Below are 23,694 nucleotides of genomic sequence, written 5' to 3'. Positions count from 1 at the left end.
GCACCGCCTAAACCGGCTCGGGCTCGTGCAGCAGCCCGTCCCACCCATCCAGATACTTAGGCAGCGTATCCACCACGTCCACCACGCGGTGCCGATAGAACAGATGCAGGGTCGGCTGCAGCGCGGCGGGCAATGCATTGCCGGCGGCGCGCGCAAACAGGCTGTTGGGGATGACCACCATGCCGAGCCGGTTGTTGCCGAACAGCGTCTCGCCGCAGTGCCGGCAGAAATGCCGCTTGAGCTGGCGCGTGGGGTGCTGGAAGGCGGCGAGACTGTCGGCGCCGTGTTCGATGGTGACGTTGGCCGGGTCCCACGCGGTGGCGGAGAGCACCGGCGTGCCGTAGAAGTCGCGGCAGGCGTTGCAATGGCAGTGGGCGCGCGCGGCGGGCGCCCCGGCAATGCGCAACCGGACGCGAGCGCAGGTGCATTGCAGAGTGTCGGGAATGGCCGTCAAACCGGGTCTCCTGTGCTGGAATGCCGACGTGCATTCTACTGGCGCCCCGGCCCAGGCACCGGCCAGCTCACGCTCAGTTTGCGCGCGGTGGCACGCCGCCCGGGCAGAGGTCGTCCACCGCATTGCCGCCCGAGGCGGAGAGCACGGCCTCAGCCGGCCCAACCTGCTCGGGCCGAGCCTCGACCGTCAGCACAAACCGGCCGCCCAGTTCGACGTTCTGGAATTTGCTTTCATAGGTTTCCGCCCAGGCGCCACGCGGCTCGTAGTCGCCGGAGAGGAAATTGCCGCGCAGGGCGCCGGCTTCGTCGCCCTGGAACGACAGCGCGACGCAATCCGCGCGCAGCCCGGTGTTGAGCACGGCCTGCCGGGCGGCTTCTGCGGCGGCGTGATCGGTGTAGACGCGAACGAGCATGGTCATGGCGGCGCTCCTGGTGGCGGTGAACACCGTGGAGACGCAATTTTCGCGCCCAAGGCAGGCCAGGGCACACCGCGCGGTCACATACGGAAGGAAGGTGCGCCTCAGAACAGCGCCATCTGCCGCATCCCAAACCCGATGGACTCTTCCACCCGCAGGCGGGCGTGCGACAGCGAGCCCTCCACGCCTGAGAGCGTGCCAGCCAGCCAGCGGTACACCAGCGGCAGTTGGCCGCGCGTGCTCAAGTGGATCTCGCCGAGCTTCTTGCCGCGCTTGTCGCGGTAGTAATGGGAGCGGTAGCCGCGTTCCCAGTGTGTGATGGGACCACGCCATTGGCGCGGGCGGCGGGGTTTGGCAGGCGGGGTGTCCGCTGACGACGCCGACGCCGGTTCCTCCCAGCCGAATGCGGGTTTGGCGAACAGCGGCAAACCTTCCAGATCGGGGTTGAAATCCATCGTCGTGCGCTCAGCTCACCGCGCCGTTGCTGGCTTTGCAGACGAAAACGGCGCGTAGCCCGCATGATACCTGCCTTCGCGGGAAACGGCACGTGCGAAGTCAATGCTGGCGCCGCGCAGGCACGCTCGACGGCGCCCGCGCGGTGGCCAGCAGTCTGCGCCGTCAGCGCAACAGCGGTGTGACAACGCGCTCCAGGCGCTCGGCGGTCCAGGCGGCGTCGCGCGTGTCCCAGCCGTTGTCGGCCAGCATGCCGTTGCGGTCGATCGTGAAGTTCACGGGGATCCGCCAGACCCGGCCGTAGCCCCCGGCGTAGGGGCTGCCGAGCAGGCCCACCGGAAAGCTCAGCCCTGCCGCCACCTCACGCACCGCCGCCAGCTCGCCCGGTTCGTCCAGGCTGAAGCCGAGCACGCGCAGGCCGCGGTCGGCATGGCGCGCGGCGTAGGCCGACAGCAGCGGCAGCTCCTGGCGGCAGGGCTCGCACCACGTCGCCCAGAAGGTCAGCACCACCACCTTGCCGCGCAGGTCTTCGGTGGCGATGCTGTGCCCGTCCAGGGTGCGCAGGGTCAGGGGCGGCGCTGGCCGCCCCACCTCCAGGCTGGCCGCCTGCGCCTCGGGTTGCCGACCTGCCAGCCCGGCGCCCAGCGCCAGCGCGCCGGCCGCCCGCAGCCACCCACGCCGCGACCAGGCTTGCGTTGAAGGCATCTCCACTTCAGAACGCATAGCTGGCTCCCACGGTGCCCGACCAGCGCGGGAACAGCTGGTAGCCCTGCAAGTTGCTGTACACCGCCTTCTGCAGGAAGGCATAGACCTGCATGTTGTGCGCCACGCTCACCGTCACGCCCGGCGACAGGTACACCACCGTGCCGGCCGTGTTGGTGGTATCGGCCAACGCGCCCTTGTCGGCGTTCTTGCGCGTGACGTTGAACTGCAGCTGCGGCACGACGTGCGGATTGGCCTCGTAACGCAGGCCAAAGCTCATGGTGGCGGTGTTGCCGGGGCGGAAGTCGGCGCCGGTGTCGCGCAACCTTTGCTGCACGGCCGCCTGGAATTGGCCGTTGACGAAGGCGTCGAAATCCTGGCTGACGGGCTGGTAGTAGTAGGCGCCCAGGATCAGGTCGGTGCTGCCGGTACCGGGCTGCAGGCTGGTGTCCAGGGCCTGCCCGCCCGCCGCGTTGGGCCCGCTGTTGAAGAACACCGGGTTGCGCCCGACCGTGGCACCGGTCAGCGTGTTCTGCCCGCCGTAGCGGCCAGTCGGCAGCTTGACGCCCAGTTGCACGCCCAGGTTGTGCGTGGGCAGGATGCCCTGGTAGCTGGCGATCAGCTTGATGTCGCCCAGGCCGTTGGCGTTGGCGCCGCTGATGTTGGCGGGCGTGATTTGATCCGACGTGACCGCGCCGTAGGTGGTGTGCCCGCGCTCAACGTACGGCACGATCGCGCTGAAGTTCCAGCTGCTGTTCGGGCTGTAGTGGATGCCGAGGTTGATGTAGCGGTTGATGGTCTGGCGCTCGACCTCCTGGTTGCCGCCCGCGTCATTGATGGCCGCCACTTGCGCCGGCGTGACCGACCCGGTGCCGCTGCGCAGCTGGTTCTGGGGGATATACGAGTAGTCCAGGCTGATGCGCCAGCCCGGGATGGCGGAGTAGCCCATCGCGGCATCGGTGCTGAGCGAGCAGCCACAGGTGGCGCAGGCGTGCGCCGCGACCGGCGCGAACAGGCCGGCGGCACAGGCGAGCAGCATGGCTCGCCTGAGGGTCTTCGGTTGCGTTTTCATGAGGTTTCCTCACCCTTGATCGTGCGCGAACGCGCGTCCGGACTACGGCCGGATGCGTCGCGCGCTATGTTCTAGTTGGATGGCGGCCGACGCCCGCGCGGCACCAATGCTGCGCGGGAAGGCCGTCCAAACGGGTGTGATCAGGCGAGGAAAGGAGAATCGCGGGGCCGCCCGGCGTGCCGCACCTCGTGCACGGCGAGGCGTTCGGACGCCGCCCGCCACGCCAGCGCATGGTCGGGCGCAGGCTGCGCCATCGGCACGATCGGCAGCGGCGCAGGCACGTGGTGCGCCAGCAGGTCGCAATAGCCACATGCCGCGTGATGGTCGGCTGGCGTGTGATGGTCAGCCGGCGCGGAGTGCTCGACCGGCATGTGATGCCCGGCCAGCATGTGGTGTTCGGCCGGCATCTGGTGCTCGACCGGCATCTCGTGCCCGGCCGACATGTGATGATCGGCCGGCATTTCGCAGTCGGCGGCGGCCATCGGCTGCGCCTCGCAGGGCGGCACAGCATGCTCGGCTGCCGTATGCAGCGCGTGCAATGCAAGCTGCTGGCTCACCACCGGCGCGAAGAACACGAGCACCATCGCCGCCAGGCCAAGCCAGGCGGTCAGTCTCTTGCGGGTGCGGGCGAAATGCATGTCGTGCTCGGGGCGATGGATCGTTGCCATCCGGCCAGCAGACGCGATGAGCCGTGGAACAACAGGTCCTTTACGACCGAACGCGTGACGTATCAGCCACTGGAAGCAGCCGATGCGGTGCGCATTCGGATACTTCGTATTAAATCGTAAAGAAACGTAGCTAGCCAGAGCGGCGTGAAGGGACTTTGCGCCCCATCAACGCGCACGGCAAACCGCGCGCCAAAGAAAAACGGCGCGGCCCGTTTCCAGGCGCGCGCCGCAACATGCAAAGTCCGTAATTCCGATCGATCCTGGCTTAACCCAGGTCCAGTGGCACGAAGATCTTCGTGTCGTCGCGCTGCACCAACAGGGCAACGTGCTTGCCGGCCCGATCCACCAGGGTGCGCAGCTCCTGCGCACTCGACACCGGCGTGCCGTTGAGCGACAGGATCACATCCCCCGGCTGGATGCCGACCTTGGCGGCGGGCCCCGTCGCATCCATCACCACCAGGCCGCCGGGCAGGCCGCTCTGGCGCTTTTCTTCGGGCTGCAGCGGGCGCACCGCCAGGCCCAGGCGGCCTTGATCGGGGGTGGCGGCATCCTTGGCGGCCACCTTGGTGTCCTTGGCCGCACCCACCGTTACCGACAGCGTGGTCGGCTTGCCCTGACGCATGATCTGCAGTGGCACGGCGGTGCCCGGCTTGATCTCGGCCACCTGTTCGGGCAGATCGCCCGAATGGTCGATGCGCGCGTCGCCGATCTGCAGGATCACGTCGCCGGGCTGCAGGCCGGCGCGGGCGGCTGGGCCGTCCTTCTCCACCGAGTTGACCAGCGCGCCCTCGGGCTTGGGCAGCTTGAAGGAATCGGCCAGCGCCTGGTTGACCTCCTGCACCGCAATGCCCAGCCGGCCTCGCGTGACCTTGCCGGTGGCCACGAGCTGCTGCTCGACCTTCATCGCCACGTCGATCGGCACGGCAAACGACAGGCCCTGGTAGCCGCCGGTCTGGCTGTAGATCTGCGAGTTGATGCCGATCACCTCGCCGCGCTGATTGAACAGCGGGCCGCCCGAGTTGCCGGGGTTGACGGCCACGTCGGTCTGGATGAAGGGCACGTAGGTATCGTCGGGCAGCGAGCGCGACTTGGCGCTCACGATGCCCGCCGTGACGGTGTTCTCGAAGCCGTACGGCGAGCCAATCGCCAGCACCGGCTCACCCACCTTGGTGTTGGCCGGGCTGCCGATCTGCACGATCGGCAGGTTGTTGGCCGAGATGCGCAGCACCGCCACGTCGGATTGCTTGTCGACGCCCAGCACGCGGGCCTTGAACTCGCGGCGGTCAGTCAGCTTGACGTTGACCTCCTGCGCGCCGTCGACCACGTGCGCGTTGGTCAGGATCAGCCCATCGGCCGAGACGATGAAGCCCGAGCCCAGACCACGCACGAGCTGGTCGCCCTGCTGCTGCGGCACCTGCGGCATGAAACGCTTGAAGAACTCGGCAAACGGATCGTCCGGGCTCATGCCGGGCGGCAGGCCCTGCATGCCGGTGCGCTGTGCGTGCGCCGTGGTGCTGATGTTGACCACCGCCGGGCCGTAGCGCTCGACGATGCCGGAGAAATCCATCGGCGCCGCCACGGCCACCGGGGCCGTTGCCGCAGGCGCGGCAGCGGCTGCCAGGGGCGCCGCCACCGCGTGCGAGATCATGTCTTTCTGCAGATAGGCATAGCCGCCCGCAACGGCGATCACTGCGGCCAGGCCGGCCGCGCTGCGTGCCAGGGTTTGACGCGTCATTGTCGTGTCCTCTCATGCTGGTGCGAGGGCCACGGCCGGCAAGGTCGCCTGTCGTGCCCATCGGTTGCAGGCATCGTAGGCGGGCAGACTTAAACGAGACTTAAAGGCTTGGGCGTCACATGCAACGATGTGTTTCTAGGCCCTAGGCTGCCATGCGGAACGGAAACCGCAGCACCACCCGCAGCCCTCCGCCCTCGCGTTCTTCCAGCGCCAGCGCGGCGTCGTGCGCCTGCGCGATCTCGCGCACGATGGCCAGGCCCAGGCCGCTGCCGCCGGTGGGCGCCTGTGCCGGCCGGTAGAACCGATCGAGCACGCGCTCGCGCTCCCCGGCTGGGATGCCGGGGCCGTTGTCTTCCACCACCAGTTGCGCGCCACCGTCGGACGTGCTTGCCGTCGAGACATCGATGCGCGCGCCCTCGGGGCAGCAGCAGATCGCGTTGTCGACCAGGTTGACCAGCAGCACGCGCAGCGCATCCGCGTTGCCGGAGATGGTCGCCGGCTGCGATTCGACATCGATGCCGAGATCGATGTGCTTGTGCAGCGCAGCCGGCGCCATCTCGGCCACCACATCGGCGGCGATGGCATCGAGCGCGACCGTGCCGCGCTGCGTGTCGGCAGCACCGGGCTCCTGGCGCGCCAGCGTCAGCAGTTGGCCGACCAGGCGGATCATGCGCTCCACGCCGCGGTGCAGGTCGGCGAGGGCGGTGCGGCGTTCGTCGTCGTTCTGCGCGCGGTCGGCCACCTGCAGCTGCAGCTTGAGCGCGGCCAGCGGCGTGCGCAGCGCATGCGCCGCATCGGCGACGAAGGCGCGCTGGTGCGCCAGCGCATCGCCCAGGCGCACCAGCAGGTCGTTCAGCGCGGTGGTGAGCGGGCGGATCTCGTCAGGCAGCCCGTGCGTGGGCAACGGCGACAGCGCGGCGGCATCGCGCGCCTGCACCTGACGCGCCACCGTGCCCAGCGGCGAGAGGCCGCGCCCCACCGCCAGCCACACCAGCCAGCCCAGCAGCGGCAGCAGGATCAGCAGCGGCGCGACGGTGCGCAGTGCCATGCGCGCCGCCACCTCATGGCGCGCGCTGTACGGCTGCGCGATCTGCACCACCGCCGGCCCGAAAGCGACGCTGTACACGCGCCACTGCCCTTCCGGCGTGACGACATCGGAGAAGCCCAGCTCGGCCCGGTCGGGCAGGTCCGGCCGCGCGTGCGAGAGGTAGAGGCTGCGGCCGCTGTCGTCCCAGATGCGGATCACCACATCGTCGTCGCGCGCGATGGCGGCCAGCGCGGGCGGTGGCGGCTCGATCCACTGGCTGGGCAGCGCGGCGGCCACCTGCTGCATCTGGTAGTCGAACAGCGCGTTGGCCTCCTGACGGGCCTGCGCGTAAATGAGCACGGTGGCGGCGACGATGCCCGCGAGCAGGCCGCCCGAGAGCCACCACAACAAGGTTTTGCGAATCGATTGCATGGTGGGCTATTGATCTTCTTCGCTGCCGCCCGGTTCCGCAGGCGACGCGGCCGTCTCACGCGGGATCACATACCCCACGCCGCGGATGTTCTGGATGAAGTGACTGCCCAGCTTCTTGCGCAACGCGTGGATGTAGACCTCCACCGTGTTGCTGCCGACCTCGTCATCCCAGCCGTAGAGGTTGTCTTGCAGCTGCGCGATCGACCACACCTTGCCCGGCCGCGACAGCAGCGCATGCAGCACCGCAAACTCGCGCCCCGACAGCTTGACCGGCAGCCCCGCGCGCAGCACCTCGCGCGTGACGGGGTTGAGCAGCACCTCGCCATGGCGCATCAGCGGATCGGCGCGGCCACCCTGGCGGCGCAGCAGCGCGTGCATGCGCGCGGCCAGCTCCTGCAGGTCGAACGGCTTGACGAGGTAATCGTCCGCGCCCGCATTGAGGCCGGCCACGCGGTCGGCCACCGCATCGCGCGCGGTGAGGATCAGGATCGGGATCGGGATGCCGCGCTGGCGCACTTCGCGCACCACCTCCAGCCCGTCGCGCTTGGGCAGGCCGAGGTCGAGCAGCATCAGGTCGAACATGGTGGCGCCTGGTTCGGCGCCAGCGGCACCCATGGCGGCGCCCGGCGCGGTCACGGCGTGGATGGCCGCTTCGCCGTCGCGCACCCAGTCGATGGCAAAGCCGTCGTGGCGCAAACCCTTGCGCACGCTGTCGCCAATCATGTCGTCGTCTTCGACCAGGAGTACGCGCATGTCAGAAGAAAAAGAGCCGGGGAATGCGCATTGTAAGACCGCGGTCCGCGTCCGTTGCGCACGCGGCCAGCACCAGCACCGCCGCCACGCGCTGTGCCTCTGGTTTACCCCCTCATCCGAAAAAGGCAAGGCGCCCACACCGCCCCTTTCGCCTCCCTGCTGCGCTGCAATGACGCAGCGCCCGTACCGCGCAAATGCAGCTGGCGTGCGCCCCGGGGCCGTCGGACCGATGCACGCCGCGCTCGGCGACAGACGATCGCCGGCCGATCAGAACGGTGAAAACCCCGAGCGGCGAGCAATTGACACCCTAAATAGTTCATACATAAATTAATCATATTCAAACAATCTGGGCCGGCGTCACCGCGCTTGGCCCCGCATGACTCGGCATCGCCGTACCCCGGCACGCCCCGCTTTGCCGCACACCACGCGCAGGGCACGCGGTCAACCGCACCGCTTCAACCCGAGCCGCACCCCTGTGAGCCGCACCCACCCCGACACGGAGGAGACACCATGTTCAAGCCACTCGTTGTTGCCGCTGCGCTGTCTGCACTGGCCGCCAGCGCCACCGCCGCCGACGGCATCAAGATCGGCATGATGACCACGCTCTCCGGCCCGGGCGCGAGCCTGGGCATCGACATCCGCGACGGCTTCAACCTGGCACTCAAGCGGCTGGACAAGAAGCTCGGCGGCCTGCCCGCCGAGGTGCTGATCGCCGACGACGCGCAGAACCCAGAAACCGGCAAGCAAATCGCCGAGCGCTTCCTCAAGAAGGACAAGGTCGACATCGGCACCGGCGTCGTCTTCTCCAACATCATGCTGGCGGTGGGTCCGGCGTTCTTCAACGCGCAGACCTTCTACGTCTCGGCCAACGCGGGCCCGAGCCAGTACGCCGGCGCGCAATGCAATCCGTACTTCTTCAACGTGGCCTGGCAGAACGACAACCTGCACGAGGCCATGGGCAAGTACATGCAGGACAAGGGCATCAAGCGCGCCGTGCTGCTGGCGCCCAACTACCCCGGCGGCAAGGATGCGCTGGCGGGCGTCAAGCACTACTACAAGGGCACGGTGGCCGACGAGATCATGACCAAGCTCGGCCAGCTCGACTACGCCGCCGAGATCGCGCAGATCCGCGCCGCCAATGCCGACGCGGTGTACGTCTTCCTGCCCGGCGCGATGGGCGTGAACTTCATCAAGCAGTACGCGCAGTCGGGCCTGCTCAAGAAGACGCCGCTGTACGCGCCTGGCTTCTCCGCCGATGAAGATGTCGTGAAGGCCGTGGGCCCGGCCATGGAGGGCATCTACAACACCTCGCACTGGTATCGCGAGATGGACAACCCCACCAACAAGCAGTTCGTCACCGACTTCCAGAAGGAATACGGCCGCATGCCCACGCTGTATGCCTCGCAGGGCTACGACGCCGCGCTGCTGATCGACGCGGCCGTCAAGCAGACCGGCGGCAAGCTGGGCGACAAGGCGGCGCTGCGCCACGCCCTGGAAACCGTCAAGGCGCCCACCACGCGCGGCGAATACCGTTTCGGCCCCAACCACTATCCGGAGCAGGCCTATTACCTGCGCGAAGTGGTGAAGAACGCCGACGGCAGCGTCAGCAACAAGTACATCGGCAAGGTGGCCGACAAGCTGGTGGATACGTACGTGGCCGAGTGCAAGATGAAGTAACGGCGCCAGCCTTCATGCCGCTGCGACGATCGCGCGCAGCGGCACGTCTACGTCTGCCCTGCTGTCTCGTCTGTCCTGCTTCGCGCTCCGCGCATTCGTCATGCTGGCATTGATTCTTGAACAGTTCCTCAACGGCCTGCAGTACGGGCTGATGCTCTTCCTGCTGGCGGCCGGGCTGACGCTCGTGTTCGGCATCATGGACTTGATCAACCTGGCGCACGGCTCGCTGTACATGATCGGCGCCTTCCTGGCTGCCGCGTTCTATCAGCTCGTACACAACTTCTTCGGCGCGCTGCTGCTCGCGATCGTGGCCACGGCGCTGCTCGGTGCGGTGCTGGAGAAGGTGCTCTACCAGCGCCTGCAGCGCATGCCGCATCTGTCGCAGGTGCTGGCCACCTTTGCGCTGATCCTGATCGCCAACGAAGCCACCAAGATGCTGTTCGGCGCGCAGCCGCTGATGATCGGCATGCCGGAGAGCCTGTCCGGCTCCGTCAACCTGCTGGGCGACGATCTGCAGTACCCGCTGTACCGCCTGGTGATCATTGCCGTGGGCTTGGCGGTGGCGGTGGGGCTGTATGTGCTGGTCAACAAGACGCGGCTCGGCATGTGGATCCGCGCCGGGGCATCGAACCCGATCATGGCTGCCACCATGGGCGTGCGCGTGCAGCCACTGTTCACCTTCGTGTTTGCACTCGGTGCCGCGCTGTGCGCGCTGGCGGGGGCGCTGCTCGGGCCGCTGCTGTCGGTGTCGGTCGGCATGGGCGAATCGATCCTGATCCCGGCGTTCGAGGTGATCGTGATCGGTGGCATCGGGTCGATGCGCGGCGCGCTGGTCGGGGCGCTGCTGGTGGGCATGATCGATACGCTGGGCCGACTGGTGATGACCACGCTGCTCAAGGCGCTGGCGGTGTCGGAGGCGGCCACGCTGGGCGCCACGCTGGCATCGATGCTGGTGAGCCTGCTGATGGTCGGCATCCTGTTCTTCCGGCCCAAGGGCCTCTTTCCGGCGCGGGGGTGACCGGCATGTCGCAACAATCATCCTTACTGCGTCTGCAACCGGCCGAAACGCCCTTGACCGCCGGCCTGCCGGGTGCCTGGACCGCGCTTGCGGCGGTGGTGGGCCTCGCGCTCTACCCTCTGGTGATGCAGGGCATCGGTGCGGACTTCTACATCACGCTCGGCACGCGCATCCTGATCCTGGCGCTGGCCGCCAGCGCGCTCAACGTAGCGCTCGGCTACGGCGGCATGATCAGCCTCGGGCATGCGGCGTTCCTGGGCACCGGTGCCTATACCGTGGCCTTCCTCGCCAGCCACGGCGTGGAGGCGGCCTGGCTGGCCGTGCCGGCGGCCGTGGCCGTGGCCGCGCTGGCCGCGTTGCTGATCGGGGCGGCCAGCCTGCGCACCAGCGGCGTCTACTTCATCATGATCACGCTGGCCTTTGCGCAGTTGCTGTACCTGCTGGCGGTGTCGCTGCCAGCGCTCGGCGGCGACGACGGCCTGCAGCTGACGGCGCGCCTGAGCGTGCCCGGCCTGTCGCTGGAAAACGACCTGGTCTTCTACTACTTCGTCCTGTTCGTCGCGGGCCTGGCGTTTGCCCTGCTTTACCGCCTGGTCGCCTCGCGCTTTGGGCGGGCGCTGGTCGCCATCCGCGAGAACGAGCGGCGCATGGCGGCCATCGGCTACCCGGTCTATCGGCTCAAGCTGATGGCGTTCACGCTGTCGGGCGGCCTGGCAGGGCTGGCGGGCGCGCTGCTGGCCAACCTCAGCATGGGCGTCACGCCGCACACGCTCACGTGGCAGCAGTCCGGCCTGCTGATGGTGATGGTGATCCTGGGCGGCTCGGGCTACTTCTGGGGTGGTATTTCCGGCGCGGCGATCTTCCTGCTGCTGGAAGAAGTTATTTCCACGCAGACCGAGCATTGGAACCTCGTACTCGGCGCGCTGCTGCTGTTGATCGTGATGGTCGCGCCCAATGGCGTGATGAGCCTGCGCGGCCGGCTGGCAGCCGCGCTGCGGCGCGGAGGTGCGCAATGAACCCGATCCTGCAGGTGGACCGCCTGTTCAAGCGCTTTGGCGGCCTCGTCGCCACCAACGACTGCAATCTGGAGATCGCCGCCGGCGAAGTGCATGCGCTGATCGGCCCCAACGGCGCGGGCAAGACCACGCTGCTGGCGCAGCTCTCGGGTGAGCTGGCCTCGGACAGCGGGCGCATCCTGTTCAACGGCAACGACGTCACGCGCCTGCGCGTGCACCAGCGCGTGGCGGCCGGCATCGCGCGCTCGTACCAGATCACGACGCTCTTCCCGCGCCTGACGGTGCGAGAGAACCTGGCGCTCGCGGCCCAGGCGCGCACCGGCCATTCGTTCGACGTGCTGGGCGTGGTGGCCGATGAATCGGCGTTGGATGCCGTGGCGCAGGAGACCGCCCACGTCGTCGGCCTGGCCGATGCGCTGGACCGCGTGGTCGGCACGCTCTCGCACGGCAAGCAACGCGCGCTGGAGCTGGGCATGGCGCTGGCGTGCAAGCCGGCCGTGCTGCTGCTCGACGAGCCGATGGCCGGCACCGACCCGGAAGAGTCGCAGCGAATGGCCGAGCTGATCGACGCGCTGCGCGGCACCTACGCCATCGTGCTGGTCGAGCACGACATGGACGCGGTGTTCCGCCTGGCCGACCGCATCTCGGTGCTGGTGGCCGGCCACGTGATCGCCACCGGCACGCCGGAGGCGATCCGCGCCAACCCGGACGTCATCCAGGCCTATCTCGGCGATGAAGCCGAGGAAGCCGATGAGGCCGACGAAGCCAAACCCGCCAACGCAACGGTGGCCTGACATGAGTGCCCTGCTTTCCTTTGACCAGGTCGAATCGGGCTACGGCCAGAGCCAGGTGCTGTTCGGCATGGCGTTCGAGCTGCAGGCCGGCCAGGTGACCACGCTGCTCGGCCGCAACGGCATGGGCAAGACCACCACGCTCAAGGTGCTGTTCAACCTGCTGCCCACCTGGCGCGGCGAGGTGCGTTTTCGTGGCGAGCGCCTCAACGGCCGCGCCACCGAGCGCGTCGCGCAGATGGGCATCGCACTGGTGCCGGAAGGGCGGCAGATCTTCCCGAACCTGACCGTGCGCGAGAACCTCGCGGCCTTCGCCGGCCACCGCAACGGCAGCCCGGACCCATGGGACCTCGACCGCATCTACGCCCTGTTCCCGCGCCTGCAGGAGCGCAGCGGCAACATGGGCAACGAGCTCTCGGGCGGCGAGCAGCAGATGCTGGCCATCGGCCGGGCGCTGATGACCAACCCCCACCTGCTGATCCTGGACGAGGCCACCGAGGGCATCTCACCGCTCATCCGCCGCGAAATCTGGAGCGTGCTCGCACGCCTGAAGGCCGCCGGCCAGACCATCCTGGTGATCGATAAATACCTGCAGGAGATCCAGCGGGTGGCCGACCACCACGTCTTCATCGAAAAAGGCCACGTGCCCTGGACCGGCGACAACGCCCGCCTGGCGGCCCAGCCTGACCTGTGGGAGCGTTATCTTGGCGTTTGAACCGATGCCCGCGCCAGGGCTTGACCTCGCGCGCGAATACGATGTCTCCGCCTTCGTCCCGGCGTTTGCGTCGACCTTGGCAGCGTGGGGCGAGCGCGCCCGTACGGTGCGCAACGACCTGCCCGGCCACTACAACCTCGCGTATGGGCCCGGCGCGGCGGAGCAGCTCGACCTCTTCTGCGCTGACACCGGCCCGCATGCGGCGCCGCTGCTGGTCTTCCTGCACGGTGGTTTCTGGCGGCGCCTGCACAAGGACGACTTCACCTGGGCGGCGCCGGCCTATGTGCAGCGCGGCGTGTCGGTGGCCATCGTCAACTACGGCCTGGCGCCCGCGACGACGCTGGACACCATCGTGGATCAAACGCGGCGCGCCATCGCCTGGCTGTACCGGCAGGCCGATGCCTTCGGCATCGACCGCCGCCGCATCGTGGTGGCTGGCCACTCGGCGGGCGGGCACCTGACCTGCATGGCACTCGCGACGGATTGGCCGGCGCTGGACCGGACACTGCCGGCGCGGCTGGTGGCGGGCGGCATCGCGCTGTCGCCGCTGGCCGACCTCGCGCCGCTGGCGCACGTGCCCTTCCTGCACAGCGACCTCGATTTCACGCCGGAACGCATCGCCGCCCTGAGCCCGATCCACCTGCGGCCCGTGGCCGATACGCCGCTGATCGGCGCGGTGGGCGGCCGCGAGAGCCGCGAGTTCAAGCGCCAGCTGGCGCTGCTGGCCGGTGCATGGCCCGATTGCTGGCGCGGCGCGGTCGACATGCCGGCCGACGACCACGTCAGCCTGTGCGAGGCCTTTGCCCAGCCGCAGACGCCGTTGTTCCAGGCGGCGCTCGAATTGATCGAAATCTGCCGGGCCTGAAACCGGGCCCACACCTGGGACGAAACGCGCCCAAGCCGACCAGCGGAGACCGACATGCCAACCCATGGGGCGTCCAGTAAGATGCGGGGCAAGCAGGGCACGGCCCTGCAGCATTTGGCAGGCATCGTGAAATCACCGCGCAACACCAGCAGACGCAAGGCCGCGCCATCAGGCGACGTGGCCGCGGCCACCCACCCCGAAGCGGACGGCGTGCCCGCGGGCAATCACGGTGCATTGCGCCTGTGGCTGCGGTTGCTGACCTGCCACAGCCTGGTCGAAACGCAGTTGCGCAACGCGCTGCGCACCCGCTTTGAAACCACCCTGCCGCGCTTTGACCTGATGGCGCAGCTCGAGCGGCATCCGGAAGGGCTGAAGATGCGCGACCTGTCGCGGCTGCTGATGGTCTCGGGCGGCAACGTGACGGGCATCGCCGATCGGCTGGTCGAAGAGGGCCTGATCGAGCGCCGCGACGACCCGCGCGACCGGCGTGCCTACACCGTCTGCCTGACGCCCAAGGGCAAGGCCCAATTTGCCGAGATGGCGGCACTGCACGAGCAGTGGGTGATCGCCCTGTTCGACGGGCTGGCGCGCGAAGAGCAAGCCCAGCTCTCCAGCCTGCTGGGCAAGCTCAAGCGCCACCTGGCCGAGCCGCCGGCGCTCTAGCGGCGGCCGGGCGACGCCGGCCGCCAACCTCCTCGCGTGGCTCAGAACCCGCCCGACTGGATGAGCTGGTTCAGCGCGCCGATGTTCAGGCTGCCCCAGCCGGTCGGGTAGTCCCAGCCCTGGGCCGCGTTGTAGCCGTAGCCCTGGTAGCCGTTGTTGCCCGATACCACGTCGTATTGCAGCAGCGACGCATTGGCGGGGATGGCGTTATACAAGCGTTGCGCCGGGAAACCCAGATTGCTGCCATTGGCCGCCAGGATGCGCGCCCAGAAACCGGTGAACAGCGGCGCCGACAGGCTGGTGCCACCGATCTGCTGCAACTGCCCGTAGTTGTAGATCAAGGCGCCCGTACCCTGCGCAGCATCGAACGACACATCGGGCAACTGCCGGTTGCTGCCGCTCTGCCAAGTCGGCGCCGGCAGGATCGTGCTGATGCCGCCACCGGTCGCCCACAGCTTGCCGTTAGCGTCGAGCCCTTCGTTCCATACCGTCTCGCTACCGAACGCGCCGCCATTCGTGTACAGCGTCGTGCCGCCGATGGCCAGCACGTGCGGCGATGCAGCCGGCCACGACACCGTGTAGTTGGCACCGTTCGGATAGCCGCGGTTGTTGCACTCGTAGACGCCCTCGTCGCCGGACGACACCGAGAAGGTCTGCCCCTGCGCCGCGGCCTGGGTGAAGATCTGCTCTTCGGCGTCGAGCGTGCCGTCGGCGCTGGCATCGGCCTCGCACCAGCCGAGCGACACGTTGATGACCTTGGCGGTGTTGTCCGTCACGGCCTTGTTGAAGGCCTGCGTGAGGCCGGTGTTGCCCGAGGCATTGAGGTCGGCCATGTAGAACGCCAGCTTGCCGACCGCGCCGCCGGCCGCACCCACCACCGACTGGCTGTCGAGGTTCCACTCGCCCTGGCCTTCCTGGTCGTCGGTGTAGTTGCCGCTGGTGCCGTTGGTCTTGATGGTTTGCGTGCTGACGGCCGCATAGCCGTTGCTGCTGGTGAAGGTGCGCAGGTCACGCAATGTTTGCGACACGCCGCCGATGGTGACGATGCCGACCGTCGTGCCCTTGGCCGTCGGCACGCCGATGGCACCGTACAGCGCCGGGAATTCCGACGGCGAGTGGCCGGTGGCCGTGCCGGCCGCCAGCGTGCGCGCCTCGGCCACATCGCCCACGTGCAGCAGCGGACGCGCGCGCGCCACGCTCTGCAGGCCCAGCACCGAGCCGACGATGCCGCCCAGCTCGCGCGGCACCTGGGCCCGCGCCGAGTTGGCAAACCCTGCCCGGCCGGCCAACTGGTAGTGCACCAGCGGCGTGTTGAACGCGGTCTTGACCGTGCCCGCCGTGCCCCGCGCCGACACCAGCAGCCGGTTGGGCGCCACCTCGATGTTGATGAAACCGTTCTTGCGCAGGTAGCTCACCACTGCCTGCACCTGCGCCTCGGTGGGGGCGTGTTCGGCCAGGAACTGCTCGTGGGTGAGGAACTTGCGGTAGTGCGCGCTGCGCGGGTTGTTGACGTCGCGCGCCAGGGTCTTGAGCTGGGCCGCATTGCGCAGCTTGAGGCTGATCAGCACATCGGCGGTCTGGCCCGTGGCGAGTTCATTGGCGGCGCCGCGCGCCATCAGTTGCGGGCCGGTCACAAAGGCCCGGGTGTGGGTGTCGACCCAATCGGTGGCTACAGGGGTGGCGGCGTGCGCCGCACCGGCGGCCAGCGCGAGCGGCCAGGCGCAGGCCAGTTGCCGGCACAGCGAGGACAGGTGCTGCATGGGGGTGGCAGTACGGATCATCGGAAGTCCTTTTAAGGAGGTACGACGTTGTCGGACCCAAGCGCTTGTGGCGCCGAGGGTGCCGTTCAACGTACCGAGCGATCCGGCCTGAGGAAAGTGCAAATTCATGCAGTTGCAACCGGAGCCCGCACGTCCTACGAGGGGGCGCAGCCTCCGGTTGCATGGCGCTGCGCTTGCCTTTATCGTGATGCGATCCGTCACCCGAAACCCGCGCAGATGAGCGCCCTGCCCGCCACAACGCCACCCACCACAGACAACCCCGGCACCGACCTGCGCGAACGCATCCGCGCCGCGCGCCCGACGCTCTCGCCAGCGGAGCGGCAGGTGGCCGATTGGGTGCTGCGCCAGCCCGGTACGGTGCTGAGCCTGCCGGTGGCGGCCATCGCACGCGAGGCCGGCGTGAGCCAGCCGACCGTGATCCGCTTCTGCCGCTCGATGGGCTGCCACGGCCTGTCGGATTTCAAGCTGCGGCTGGCGCAGGGCAACGTGCCGCGCGATACCGCCCCGGCCCGCAAGGCGCCCGCTGCCGGCACGCGCGTCCTGCAGGACACCATCGACGCGCTGGCCACGCTGCGCGACCAGCTCGATGCGCACGCGCTCGACGCCGCGGTGGCGCTGGTGGATGCCGCGCACCGCATCGACCTTTACGGCTTCGGCAGCTCCGGCGTGGTGGCGCGCGACGCGCAGACCAAGTTCTTCCGCTACGGCATCGCTGCCAATGCGTACAGCGATCCGTATCTGGTGTCGATGTCGTTGAACGTGCTGCAGGCGGGGGACGTGGTGATCGCCATCTCCAAGTCGGGCGACCTGCCCGAGCTGCAGACGGCGGTGGAGCGCGTGCGCGAGCTGGGCGTGCGCGTGATTGCCGTGACGGCGCCGGGCAGCCGCCTGGCCGCGCTGGCCGACGTCACGCTGCCCGCCAGTGTGGAGGCCGCCGTCGCGGACCGCTCCATGGTGGCACGCCTGCTGCACCTCGCGCTACTCGATGCGCTGGTGCTGGAGACGGCGCTGCGCAAAGGCAGCACTGCCGGGCTGGCCGATCAGCCGGAGTGAGTTGAGCCGGCCGGCTCAGTGTCCGTTTGCCACGGCATGGTCCATCGCCGCGCACAGCCCAATCAGCGCGGGATAGGGCGCGTGGATGACATACACCGGCATCGCCGCCACGTAGCCGGAGAAGCGGCCCTTGTCTTCAAAGCGGCGGCGGAACGGTGAATTGGCGAAGGTGGCGCCCAGGCGCGGCACAATGCCGCCGCCGATGTAGACGCCACCGCGCGCGCCCAGCGTGACCGCCAGGTTGGCCGCCACCGTGCCGAGGAAGGCGCAGAAGGTATCGACGGCATAGCGGCAGCGGGCGTGGTCGCCCACTTTGTCGTCCGTCTCGCCCAGGGCGATGGCGGTGATGTCGGCGGCGCGGCGCACGGCGGGGCCCTGTTGCCACAGGTCGAAGCACGCGCCCAGCGCCTCATAGATCAGCTCCAGCCCCATGCCCGAGATCAGCCTCTCGGCCGACACATGGCCGAAGCGCTCGCGTGCGAAGTGCCAGATGGCGACTTCCTCGTCGTTCATCGGCGAGAACGCCACGTGCCCGCCCTCGCCTGCCACGGCAATGAAGCGGCCGTCCGGCGTCGGCAGCAACGAGCCCACGCCTAGGCCAGTGCCCGCGCCCAGCAGCGCGCGCGGAGCATCGGCCACGCACGCGCCGCCGCCCACCTGCTGCAGTTCGTCGGCACTCAGGTAAGGCAGCGAATGCGCCAGCGCGGCAAAGTCGTTGAGCACGACAAAGGTGTCGAAACCGAGCGACTGGCGCATGGCCTCGATGGAAAACGCCCAGTCGCGGTTGGTCATGCGAATCTGGTCGCCCAGCACCGGGTTGGCGATGCCGATGGCCGCATGGCGCACACCAGCCGCGGCGATCTCGGGCGGCAGCGAGGCGAGATACGCGCGCATCGCCGCTTCCAGCGACGGGTAGTCGTCGCCCTTCCGCACATCAATATGGGCCAGCCGCATTGGCGCCATCTCCAGCGCAAAGCGCGCGTTGGTGGCGCCGATATCCCCAACCAGGCGCGGGTACGCCATCGCTTCCTTCGTGTCGCCTACGCCAACTTCATGCAGTCCAATAGACATCGAGCGGTACCTCCCGCTGATGAATGACATAGCTGACCGGCAGCGCGTGCTGCGCCTCGCCTTGCGCGGCCCGGTCGAACACGGCGCGCTTGGCCTCCCCGCCAATGGCGAGAAACAGCGAGCGCGCCGCGCACAGCGCCGACAGGTTCAGGCTGATGCGCCGGTGCGGCGCGGCGCCCGGGCGCACCGGCAGGTAAGCCGGCGGCCGTGCGCGGTCGATGCCCTCGCCCAGCTCCGCCGCATCGGGAAACAGCGAGGCCGTATGCCCGTCGTCGCCCATGCCGAGAATCGCCACGTCAGGTTGCTGGAACGGATCGTTGGCCGTGGCCACGCACGCATCCACGTCCACCGAGCCGCCGTGCACGTGCGGCGACAGCACCAGCGGAAAGAAGCGTGCTGCAGCGGCGGCATCCTGCAGCAGATGTTCGCGCACCAGGCGCGCGTTGCTGTCGGCGTGGTCGGGCGGCACGGCGCGCTCGTCGACCAGCGTGATCGCCACGTCCGCCCAGCGCAGCGGCCGCGTGCGCAACGCGGCAAACAGTGGAATCGGCGAACGCCCGCCCGACACCGCCAGGCATGCACTGCCGTGCGTGCCGATCACGCGGGTGAGCGTGTCGGCGACGGCGTCGGCCAACTGCGCCACCTGGGTCTGCGCGTCAGGCATTGCGTGCCATTCCATGACCATCACATCTCCTCGTGCCAGGCGGCGCCATCGCGCGAGAGCAATGCGCTCGATGCGGCCGGGCCCCAGCTGCCCGCCGTGTAGCCCTTGGGCGGCGTGCGGGCCTCGTTCCATGCTTCGATAATAGGCTCCACCCAGCGCCATGCCTCGGCTTGTTCGTCGCGGCGCACGAACAGGCCCAGCTTGCCGTTGACGGCATCCATCAGCAGGCGCTCGTAGGCGCCGGCATGGCGCACGCCACCGTGGTCGGTGAAGTCCAGGTCGAGCGTGGACGGCTGCAGGCCGAGCGCCGCGCCCGGTGTCTTGGTCAGGAACTGCAGGCGGATGCTTTCTTCCGGCTGCAGGCGGATCACCAGGCGGTTCTCCGGAAACTGGATCAGCGGCTTGGGAAACAGCGCGTGCGGCACGTCGTGGAAGCGCACCACGATCTCGGCCAGCCGCTGCGGCATGCGCTTGCCGGTGCGCAGGTAGAACGGCACGCCGGCCCAGCGCCAGTTGGCGATCTCGGCCCTGATGGCGACGAAGGTTTCGGTGCGGCTGTCGGGCGGGATGCCCTGCTCGTGCAGATAACCCTGCACCGGCTGCCCGGCAATGGCGCCTTCCAGGTACTGGCCGCGCACGGTCTTCTCGGGCACCTCCTGCAGCGGGATCGGCTTGAGCGCCTTCAGGATCTTGAGCTTCTCGTCGCGAATGGCATCTTGCGACAGGCTCGACGGCGGCTCCATGGCGACGATACACAGCAGCTGCAGCAGGTGGTTCTGCACCATGTCGCGCAGCGCGCCGACGCCGTCGTAGAAGTCGCCGCGCCGCTCCACGCCGAGTTGCTCGGCGATGGTGATCTGCACGTCCTTGATCGATTCGCGGCGCCACAGCGGCTCGAACAGCGCGTTGCCGAAGCGGATCGCCATCAGGTTCTGGACGGATTCCTTCCCGAGGTAGTGGTCGATGCGGTAGATCTGGTCTTCGGCAAAGAACTCGGCCACGGCAGAGTTGATGCGCTCGTTCGAGGCGAGGTCGGTGCCCAGCGGCTTTTCGAGCACCAGCCGCACGTTGGGCGTGTTCAGCCCGACGCGCGCGAGCTGCGCGCAGATGTTGACGAAGATGCCGGGGGCGGTGGCCAGGTAGCACACGGTGATGGGCGCGCGGTCTTCGCCAAGGGCTGCGGCCAGCGCATCGAACTGCTCCGGCTTGCGGGCGTCGACCTGCTGGTAGACGATGCGCTGCGCAAACGAGGCCCAGGCGTCATCCGACACGGGCGCGCCGGAATAGAGGCGCATGGTGGGGCGCGTCTCGCGCTCGAGCAGCGCCAGGTAGCCCGCGGTCTCCAGCGGCTGGGTGCCGATGGCGAAGATCCGCCCGCGCGGGTGGAGGTCGCCGCCCTGGTGCGCATCGAACAAGGCCGGGATCAGCTTGCGGCGGGCCAGATCGCCCGTACCGCCAAACAACACCATGTCGAATGCGGGCACCGACATCGTCATCTCCTGTGTGTGAGCCATCGATTAGGCTAGCCTAGGTAACGCACATGAACGCGTCGGTTCATTGTGAGCGCGATTTGTGGCGGCTAGCAGTACAACGTGCTTTTCCCGTCCATTTTGTAGTATTACTACATCACGAGCAAGGCGTTCATGCGACTGCCCAAGCAATCGCTTTCCGCCTGAGAATTGACGAGATCCCAAGCCTTTTCAGCCTCCTTGCGGCACGCAATTCGCGTGCTAGGCCGTTGAGGCTACCTGGGCACCTGTGGAAAACCCTGCCCCACGACCGGCCAGTTTGTAGGAAAATTACAGCATTCCGTCCCGATCCGATCCGGACCCCCACCAGGAGAACCCGCATGGCCCTGCACCGCCTGCACGACGTCGTGGCCGACGTCACCCAGCGCATCATCGACCGCAGCCGCGGCCCCCGTCAGGCCTATCTGGACGTCACCCGCAAGAACGCCGGCCGCAAGGTCGAGCGCTCGCTGCTCTCGTGCACCAACCTCGCCCACGGCTTCGCGGCGATGCCGGGCGAGGCGAAGATCCGCCTGAAGGCGCTGGAGCGGCCGAACATCGGCATCGTCTCGGCCTACAACGACATGCTCTCCGCACACCAGCCGCTGGAGGTGTATCCGGCGTGGATCAAGGAGACCGCGCTGGAAGCCGGCGGCACCGCGCAGTTTGCCGGCGGCGTGCCGGCCATGTGCGATGGCGTGACGCAGGGGCAGGACGGCATGGAGCTGTCGCTGTTCTCGCGCGACACGATTGCGTTGTCGACCGCCGTCGCGCTGTCGCATCAGATGTTCGACGCGGCGCTGTACCTGGGCGTGTGCGACAAGATCGTGCCCGGCCTCGTGATCGGCGCGCTGTCGTTCGGCCACCTGCCGGCCGTGTTCGTGCCGGGCGGCCCCATGACCACCGGCATGAGCAACGACGAGAAGGCCCAGACGCGCCAGCGCTACGCCGAGGGCAAGCTCTCGCGCGCCGACCTGCTGGAGGCCGAATCCAAGTCGTACCACGGCGCCGGCACCTGTACGTTCTATGGCACGGCCAACTCCAACCAGATGCTGATGGAGATCATGGGCCTGCACCTGCCGGGCACCGCCTTCATCAACCCGAACACGCCGCTGCGCGAGGCACTCACGCGTGAGTCTGCGCGCCAGGTGCTCAAGCTCGTCCATGGCGGCGAGCAGTTCACGCCCATCGCCGATGTACTGGACGAGCGCGCCTTCGTCAACGGCATCGTCGGCCTGCTGGCCACGGGCGGCTCGACCAACCACACGCTGCACCTGATCGCCATGGCGCGTGCGGCGGGCATCCTGCTCACGTGGGATGACTTTGATGAACTGTCCGCCGTGGTGCCACTGCTGGCGCGCGTGTACCCGAACGGCAAGGCAGACGTGAACGAGTTCCAGGCGGCGGGTGGCCTGTCGATCGTGATCCGCGAACTGATCGACGCGGGCCTGCTGCACGACGACGTGACCACCGTGATGGGCAAGGGCTTGCGCCGCCACGCGCAGGAGCCCTTCCTGCAAGACATGGACGGCAAAATGCGGCTGGTGTGGCGCGACGGCGCAGCGGCTTCGCTCGATACCAACATCGTGCGCGGCGTGGCCGAGCCGTTCTCGCCGGACGGCGGCCTGCGGGTCCTGGACGGCAACCTGGGGCGCTCGGTCATCAAGGTGTCGGCGGTCAAGCCGGAGCACCGTGTCGTGGAAGCCCCGGCGCGCGTCTTCCATGCGCAGGATGATCTGATCCACGCCTTCAAGGCCGGCGAGCTGGAGCGCGATTTCATCGCTGTGCTGCCGTATCAGGGCCCCGCAGCCAATGGCATGCCTGAGCTGCACAAGCTCACGCCCACGCTGTCGGTACTGCAGGAGCGCGGCTTCAAGGTGGCGCTGGTGACGGACGGCCGCATGTCGGGCGCATCGGGCAAGGTGCCGGCGGCGATCCACGTCACGCCGGAGGCGCTCAATGGCGGGCCGCTGGCGCGTGTGCGCGACGGTGACATCATGGTGCTGGATGCGGAAGCCGGCACGCTGTCGGTGCGGGTGCCGGAAGCAGAATGGAATGCCCGCCAGGTGAGCACGCCGGAGCTGGCGCACTATCACGCGGGTGTTGGGCGGGACCTGTTCTCGGGCTTCCGCCGCAATGTGTCGGCGGCGGAGGAAGGCGCCTGCACGCTGTTCGTGTCGGCCGGCGCGTGAGTTAGCGGCTGCTGTGTCGGCCCTTTACCGGGGCGGGGCTGGGTGATTCACACCGGCGCCGTCCCTGCCGGGGCCGATTCACTTTCTTTCGCCTGCCGGCAAAGAAACGCGTAGTGGTATGCAGTTACAGCGCCGATTTGTCAATCGCGATGCCCAGCTCCTCTGCCATCTGCTCGACGAGCGCCTGAAGCCGGACCACCTTGTCGGCCAATCGCTTCTGCTCGGCTTTCAGCGCTTCGAATTCGGAAGGCGCGATGGTCTCGTCGACGGCGCCGCCCTGCCGCATTTCGGCTAGCGTGACTGCGCCGCACAACAAATGAGCCCAACGACTTTCACGCTCCCCCGGCGTTCGCGGCAACTTCACGACGTAGGGTGGATCGTTCGCGGCCAACTCCTCCAGAAACGCTTCGACTGACGAGATGTCGGCAAAGGCATGCAGCCTCGCGGCGTTCAGTCGAAGCTCGGCCGCCGTCTGCGGGCCGCGCAGGAGCAGCACAGTGAGCAACGCGATGGATTGGCTGGGCACGCCAAGCACACGATTGATGTTGTGCTCGAAGCGCGGCACGCGACTGCTGCTGCCTTCCATGACCAGACTCAGCGATTTCAGTCCGTCGATGGCCGTGAGGATCTCGGCTTCGGTGACCGTCATCACCGGGGCGCGCGCGGTTTTCTGATTGCAGCCGGCAGCCAGCGCGTTGAGCGTCAGCGGGTAGGTGTCGGGCACGGTGTGTTGCTTCTCGACCAGGACGCCGAGCACGCGCCCTTCAAGAGCGGTCAGGGTGCGGATGGCGCGGCGCGCAGGGGCGTCCGGATTGACGTTCATAGTGGTATGGCGATGGATACGTTGGGGGCGAACCTGACCGGAGCCGGTCAGGCAGCGGGCTGTCATCCCGATAGGATATCCGGCTCGGACGGATGCGGCAGTTGGCACGCGTCCGCGCTGGCGGAAGTCCAGTGACCGCGATGGGT

23 protein-coding genes are annotated in these 23,694 nt (G+C 68.2%); 9 read left to right on the top strand and 14 right to left on the bottom strand.

What is annotated here, in order from left to right; translation table 11 throughout:
• Positions 1–7 precede the first annotated feature (7 nt).
• From QZ609_RS00890 to QZ609_RS00850, 9 genes are all read right to left on the bottom strand, one after another.
• Positions 8–445, bottom strand: coding sequence for a GFA family protein (locus tag QZ609_RS00890; protein WP_295489831.1), 438 nt, complete (start codon positions 443–445; stop codon positions 8–10).
• Positions 446–527: 82 nt separating this feature from the next.
• A complete protein-coding gene (locus tag QZ609_RS00885; protein ID WP_295489764.1) occupies positions 528–872 on the bottom strand; it encodes a hypothetical protein in 345 nt (114 codons plus the stop codon).
• Positions 873–973: 101 nt separating this feature from the next.
• Positions 974–1,324, bottom strand: coding sequence for a hypothetical protein (locus QZ609_RS00880; protein ID WP_295489761.1), 351 nt, complete (start codon positions 1,322–1,324; stop codon positions 974–976).
• Between the two features lie 163 nt (positions 1,325–1,487).
• The gene (locus QZ609_RS00875) at positions 1,488–2,045 is read right to left on the bottom strand and encodes a TlpA disulfide reductase family protein (protein ID WP_295489760.1); all 558 of its coding nucleotides are present in this window, start codon (positions 2,043–2,045) and stop codon (positions 1,488–1,490) included.
• Complete coding sequence (locus QZ609_RS00870) at positions 2,035–3,096, bottom strand: transporter (RefSeq protein WP_295489757.1); 1,062 nt, start codon at positions 3,094–3,096, stop codon at positions 2,035–2,037. The genes QZ609_RS00875 and QZ609_RS00870 overlap by 11 nt, the downstream gene beginning before the upstream one ends.
• Before the next feature lie 140 nt (positions 3,097–3,236).
• A complete protein-coding gene (locus tag QZ609_RS00865; RefSeq protein WP_295489754.1) occupies positions 3,237–3,734 on the bottom strand; it encodes a DUF2946 family protein in 498 nt (165 codons plus the stop codon).
• Positions 3,735–4,029: 295 nt separating this feature from the next.
• Entirely contained in the window at positions 4,030–5,499 is a 1,470-nt protein-coding gene (locus QZ609_RS00860) for a DegQ family serine endoprotease (protein ID WP_295489751.1), read from the bottom strand.
• Between the two features lie 142 nt (positions 5,500–5,641).
• Complete coding sequence (locus tag QZ609_RS00855) at positions 5,642–6,958, bottom strand: ATP-binding protein (protein ID WP_295489749.1); 1,317 nt, start codon at positions 6,956–6,958, stop codon at positions 5,642–5,644.
• A gap of 6 nt (positions 6,959–6,964) precedes the next feature.
• On the bottom strand, positions 6,965–7,711 hold the full coding sequence (locus tag QZ609_RS00850; RefSeq protein ID WP_295489747.1) for a response regulator transcription factor: 747 nt from the start codon (positions 7,709–7,711) through the stop codon (positions 6,965–6,967).
• Between the two features lie 510 nt (positions 7,712–8,221).
• Between QZ609_RS00850 and QZ609_RS00845 the strand changes: the two genes are divergently transcribed.
• The 7 genes from QZ609_RS00845 (at position 8,222) to QZ609_RS00815 (ending at position 14,456) form a co-directional block, all read left to right on the top strand.
• Complete coding sequence (locus QZ609_RS00845; protein ID WP_295489744.1) at positions 8,222–9,388, top strand: ABC transporter substrate-binding protein; 1,167 nt, start codon at positions 8,222–8,224, stop codon at positions 9,386–9,388.
• 100 nt (positions 9,389–9,488) lie between these two features.
• On the top strand, positions 9,489–10,406 hold the full coding sequence (locus tag QZ609_RS00840; RefSeq protein ID WP_295489741.1) for a branched-chain amino acid ABC transporter permease: 918 nt from the start codon (positions 9,489–9,491) through the stop codon (positions 10,404–10,406).
• 5 nt (positions 10,407–10,411) lie between these two features.
• Positions 10,412–11,422 (top strand): branched-chain amino acid ABC transporter permease, encoded by a 1,011-nt coding sequence (locus tag QZ609_RS00835; protein ID WP_295489738.1) that lies wholly within the window; start codon positions 10,412–10,414, stop codon positions 11,420–11,422.
• A complete protein-coding gene (locus tag QZ609_RS00830) occupies positions 11,419–12,216 on the top strand; it encodes an ABC transporter ATP-binding protein (RefSeq protein ID WP_295489735.1) in 798 nt (265 codons plus the stop codon). The genes QZ609_RS00835 and QZ609_RS00830 overlap by 4 nt, the downstream gene beginning before the upstream one ends.
• Before the next feature lies 1 nt (position 12,217).
• Positions 12,218–12,928 carry an ABC transporter ATP-binding protein gene (locus QZ609_RS00825; protein WP_295489732.1) on the top strand — a complete coding sequence of 237 codons (711 nt, stop codon included), beginning with the start codon at positions 12,218–12,220 and terminating at the stop codon, positions 12,926–12,928.
• Positions 12,918–13,793 (top strand): alpha/beta hydrolase, encoded by an 876-nt coding sequence (locus QZ609_RS00820; protein WP_295489730.1) that lies wholly within the window; start codon positions 12,918–12,920, stop codon positions 13,791–13,793. The genes QZ609_RS00825 and QZ609_RS00820 overlap by 11 nt, the downstream gene beginning before the upstream one ends.
• Before the next feature lie 54 nt (positions 13,794–13,847).
• On the top strand, positions 13,848–14,456 hold the full coding sequence (locus QZ609_RS00815) for a MarR family transcriptional regulator (RefSeq protein ID WP_365900663.1): 609 nt from the start codon (positions 13,848–13,850) through the stop codon (positions 14,454–14,456).
• Between the two features lie 41 nt (positions 14,457–14,497).
• On the opposite strand, the gene QZ609_RS00810 is transcribed toward QZ609_RS00815, so the two are convergent.
• Positions 14,498–16,237, bottom strand: a complete 1,740-nt coding sequence (locus tag QZ609_RS00810; RefSeq protein ID WP_295489726.1) for a S53 family peptidase — start codon at positions 16,235–16,237, stop codon at positions 14,498–14,500.
• 216 nt (positions 16,238–16,453) lie between these two features.
• On the opposite strand from QZ609_RS00810, the gene QZ609_RS00805 reads away from it, so the two are divergent.
• Positions 16,454–17,290, top strand: a complete 837-nt coding sequence (locus tag QZ609_RS00805; RefSeq protein ID WP_295489722.1) for a MurR/RpiR family transcriptional regulator — start codon at positions 16,454–16,456, stop codon at positions 17,288–17,290.
• A 15-nt stretch (positions 17,291–17,305) separates the two neighbouring features.
• On the opposite strand, the gene QZ609_RS00800 is transcribed toward QZ609_RS00805, so the two are convergent.
• Genes QZ609_RS00800 through zwf form a run of 3 tightly spaced genes read right to left on the bottom strand, consistent with a single transcriptional unit; the run spans position 17,306 to position 20,515 of the window.
• Positions 17,306–18,361, bottom strand: coding sequence for a glucokinase (locus QZ609_RS00800; protein WP_295489720.1), 1,056 nt, complete (start codon positions 18,359–18,361; stop codon positions 17,306–17,308).
• The gene (gene pgl / locus QZ609_RS00795; protein ID WP_295489718.1) at positions 18,342–19,046 is read right to left on the bottom strand and encodes a 6-phosphogluconolactonase; all 705 of its coding nucleotides are present in this window, start codon (positions 19,044–19,046) and stop codon (positions 18,342–18,344) included. The genes QZ609_RS00800 and pgl overlap by 20 nt, the downstream gene beginning before the upstream one ends.
• Positions 19,046–20,515: a glucose-6-phosphate dehydrogenase gene (zwf, locus tag QZ609_RS00790; protein ID WP_295489715.1), complete on the bottom strand. Its 1,470-nt coding sequence runs from the start codon at positions 20,513–20,515 to the stop codon at positions 19,046–19,048. Before zwf ends, pgl begins: the two co-directional genes overlap by 1 nt.
• 359 nt (positions 20,516–20,874) lie before the next feature.
• On the opposite strand from zwf, the gene edd reads away from it, so the two are divergent.
• The gene (edd, locus tag QZ609_RS00785) at positions 20,875–22,725 is read left to right on the top strand and encodes a phosphogluconate dehydratase (protein WP_295489712.1); all 1,851 of its coding nucleotides are present in this window, start codon (positions 20,875–20,877) and stop codon (positions 22,723–22,725) included.
• A gap of 124 nt (positions 22,726–22,849) precedes the next feature.
• Here edd and QZ609_RS00780 read toward each other — a convergent pair whose 3' ends face one another.
• Positions 22,850–23,548, bottom strand: coding sequence for a YceH family protein (locus QZ609_RS00780; RefSeq protein ID WP_295489709.1), 699 nt, complete (start codon positions 23,546–23,548; stop codon positions 22,850–22,852).
• Positions 23,549–23,694: the final 146 nt, after the last annotated feature.

The organism is uncultured Ralstonia sp. (genome assembly GCA_913056305.1).
Lineage (GTDB): Bacteria > Pseudomonadota > Gammaproteobacteria > Burkholderiales > Burkholderiaceae > Ralstonia.
This window is presented reverse-complemented; position numbering and strand designations above follow the sequence as displayed.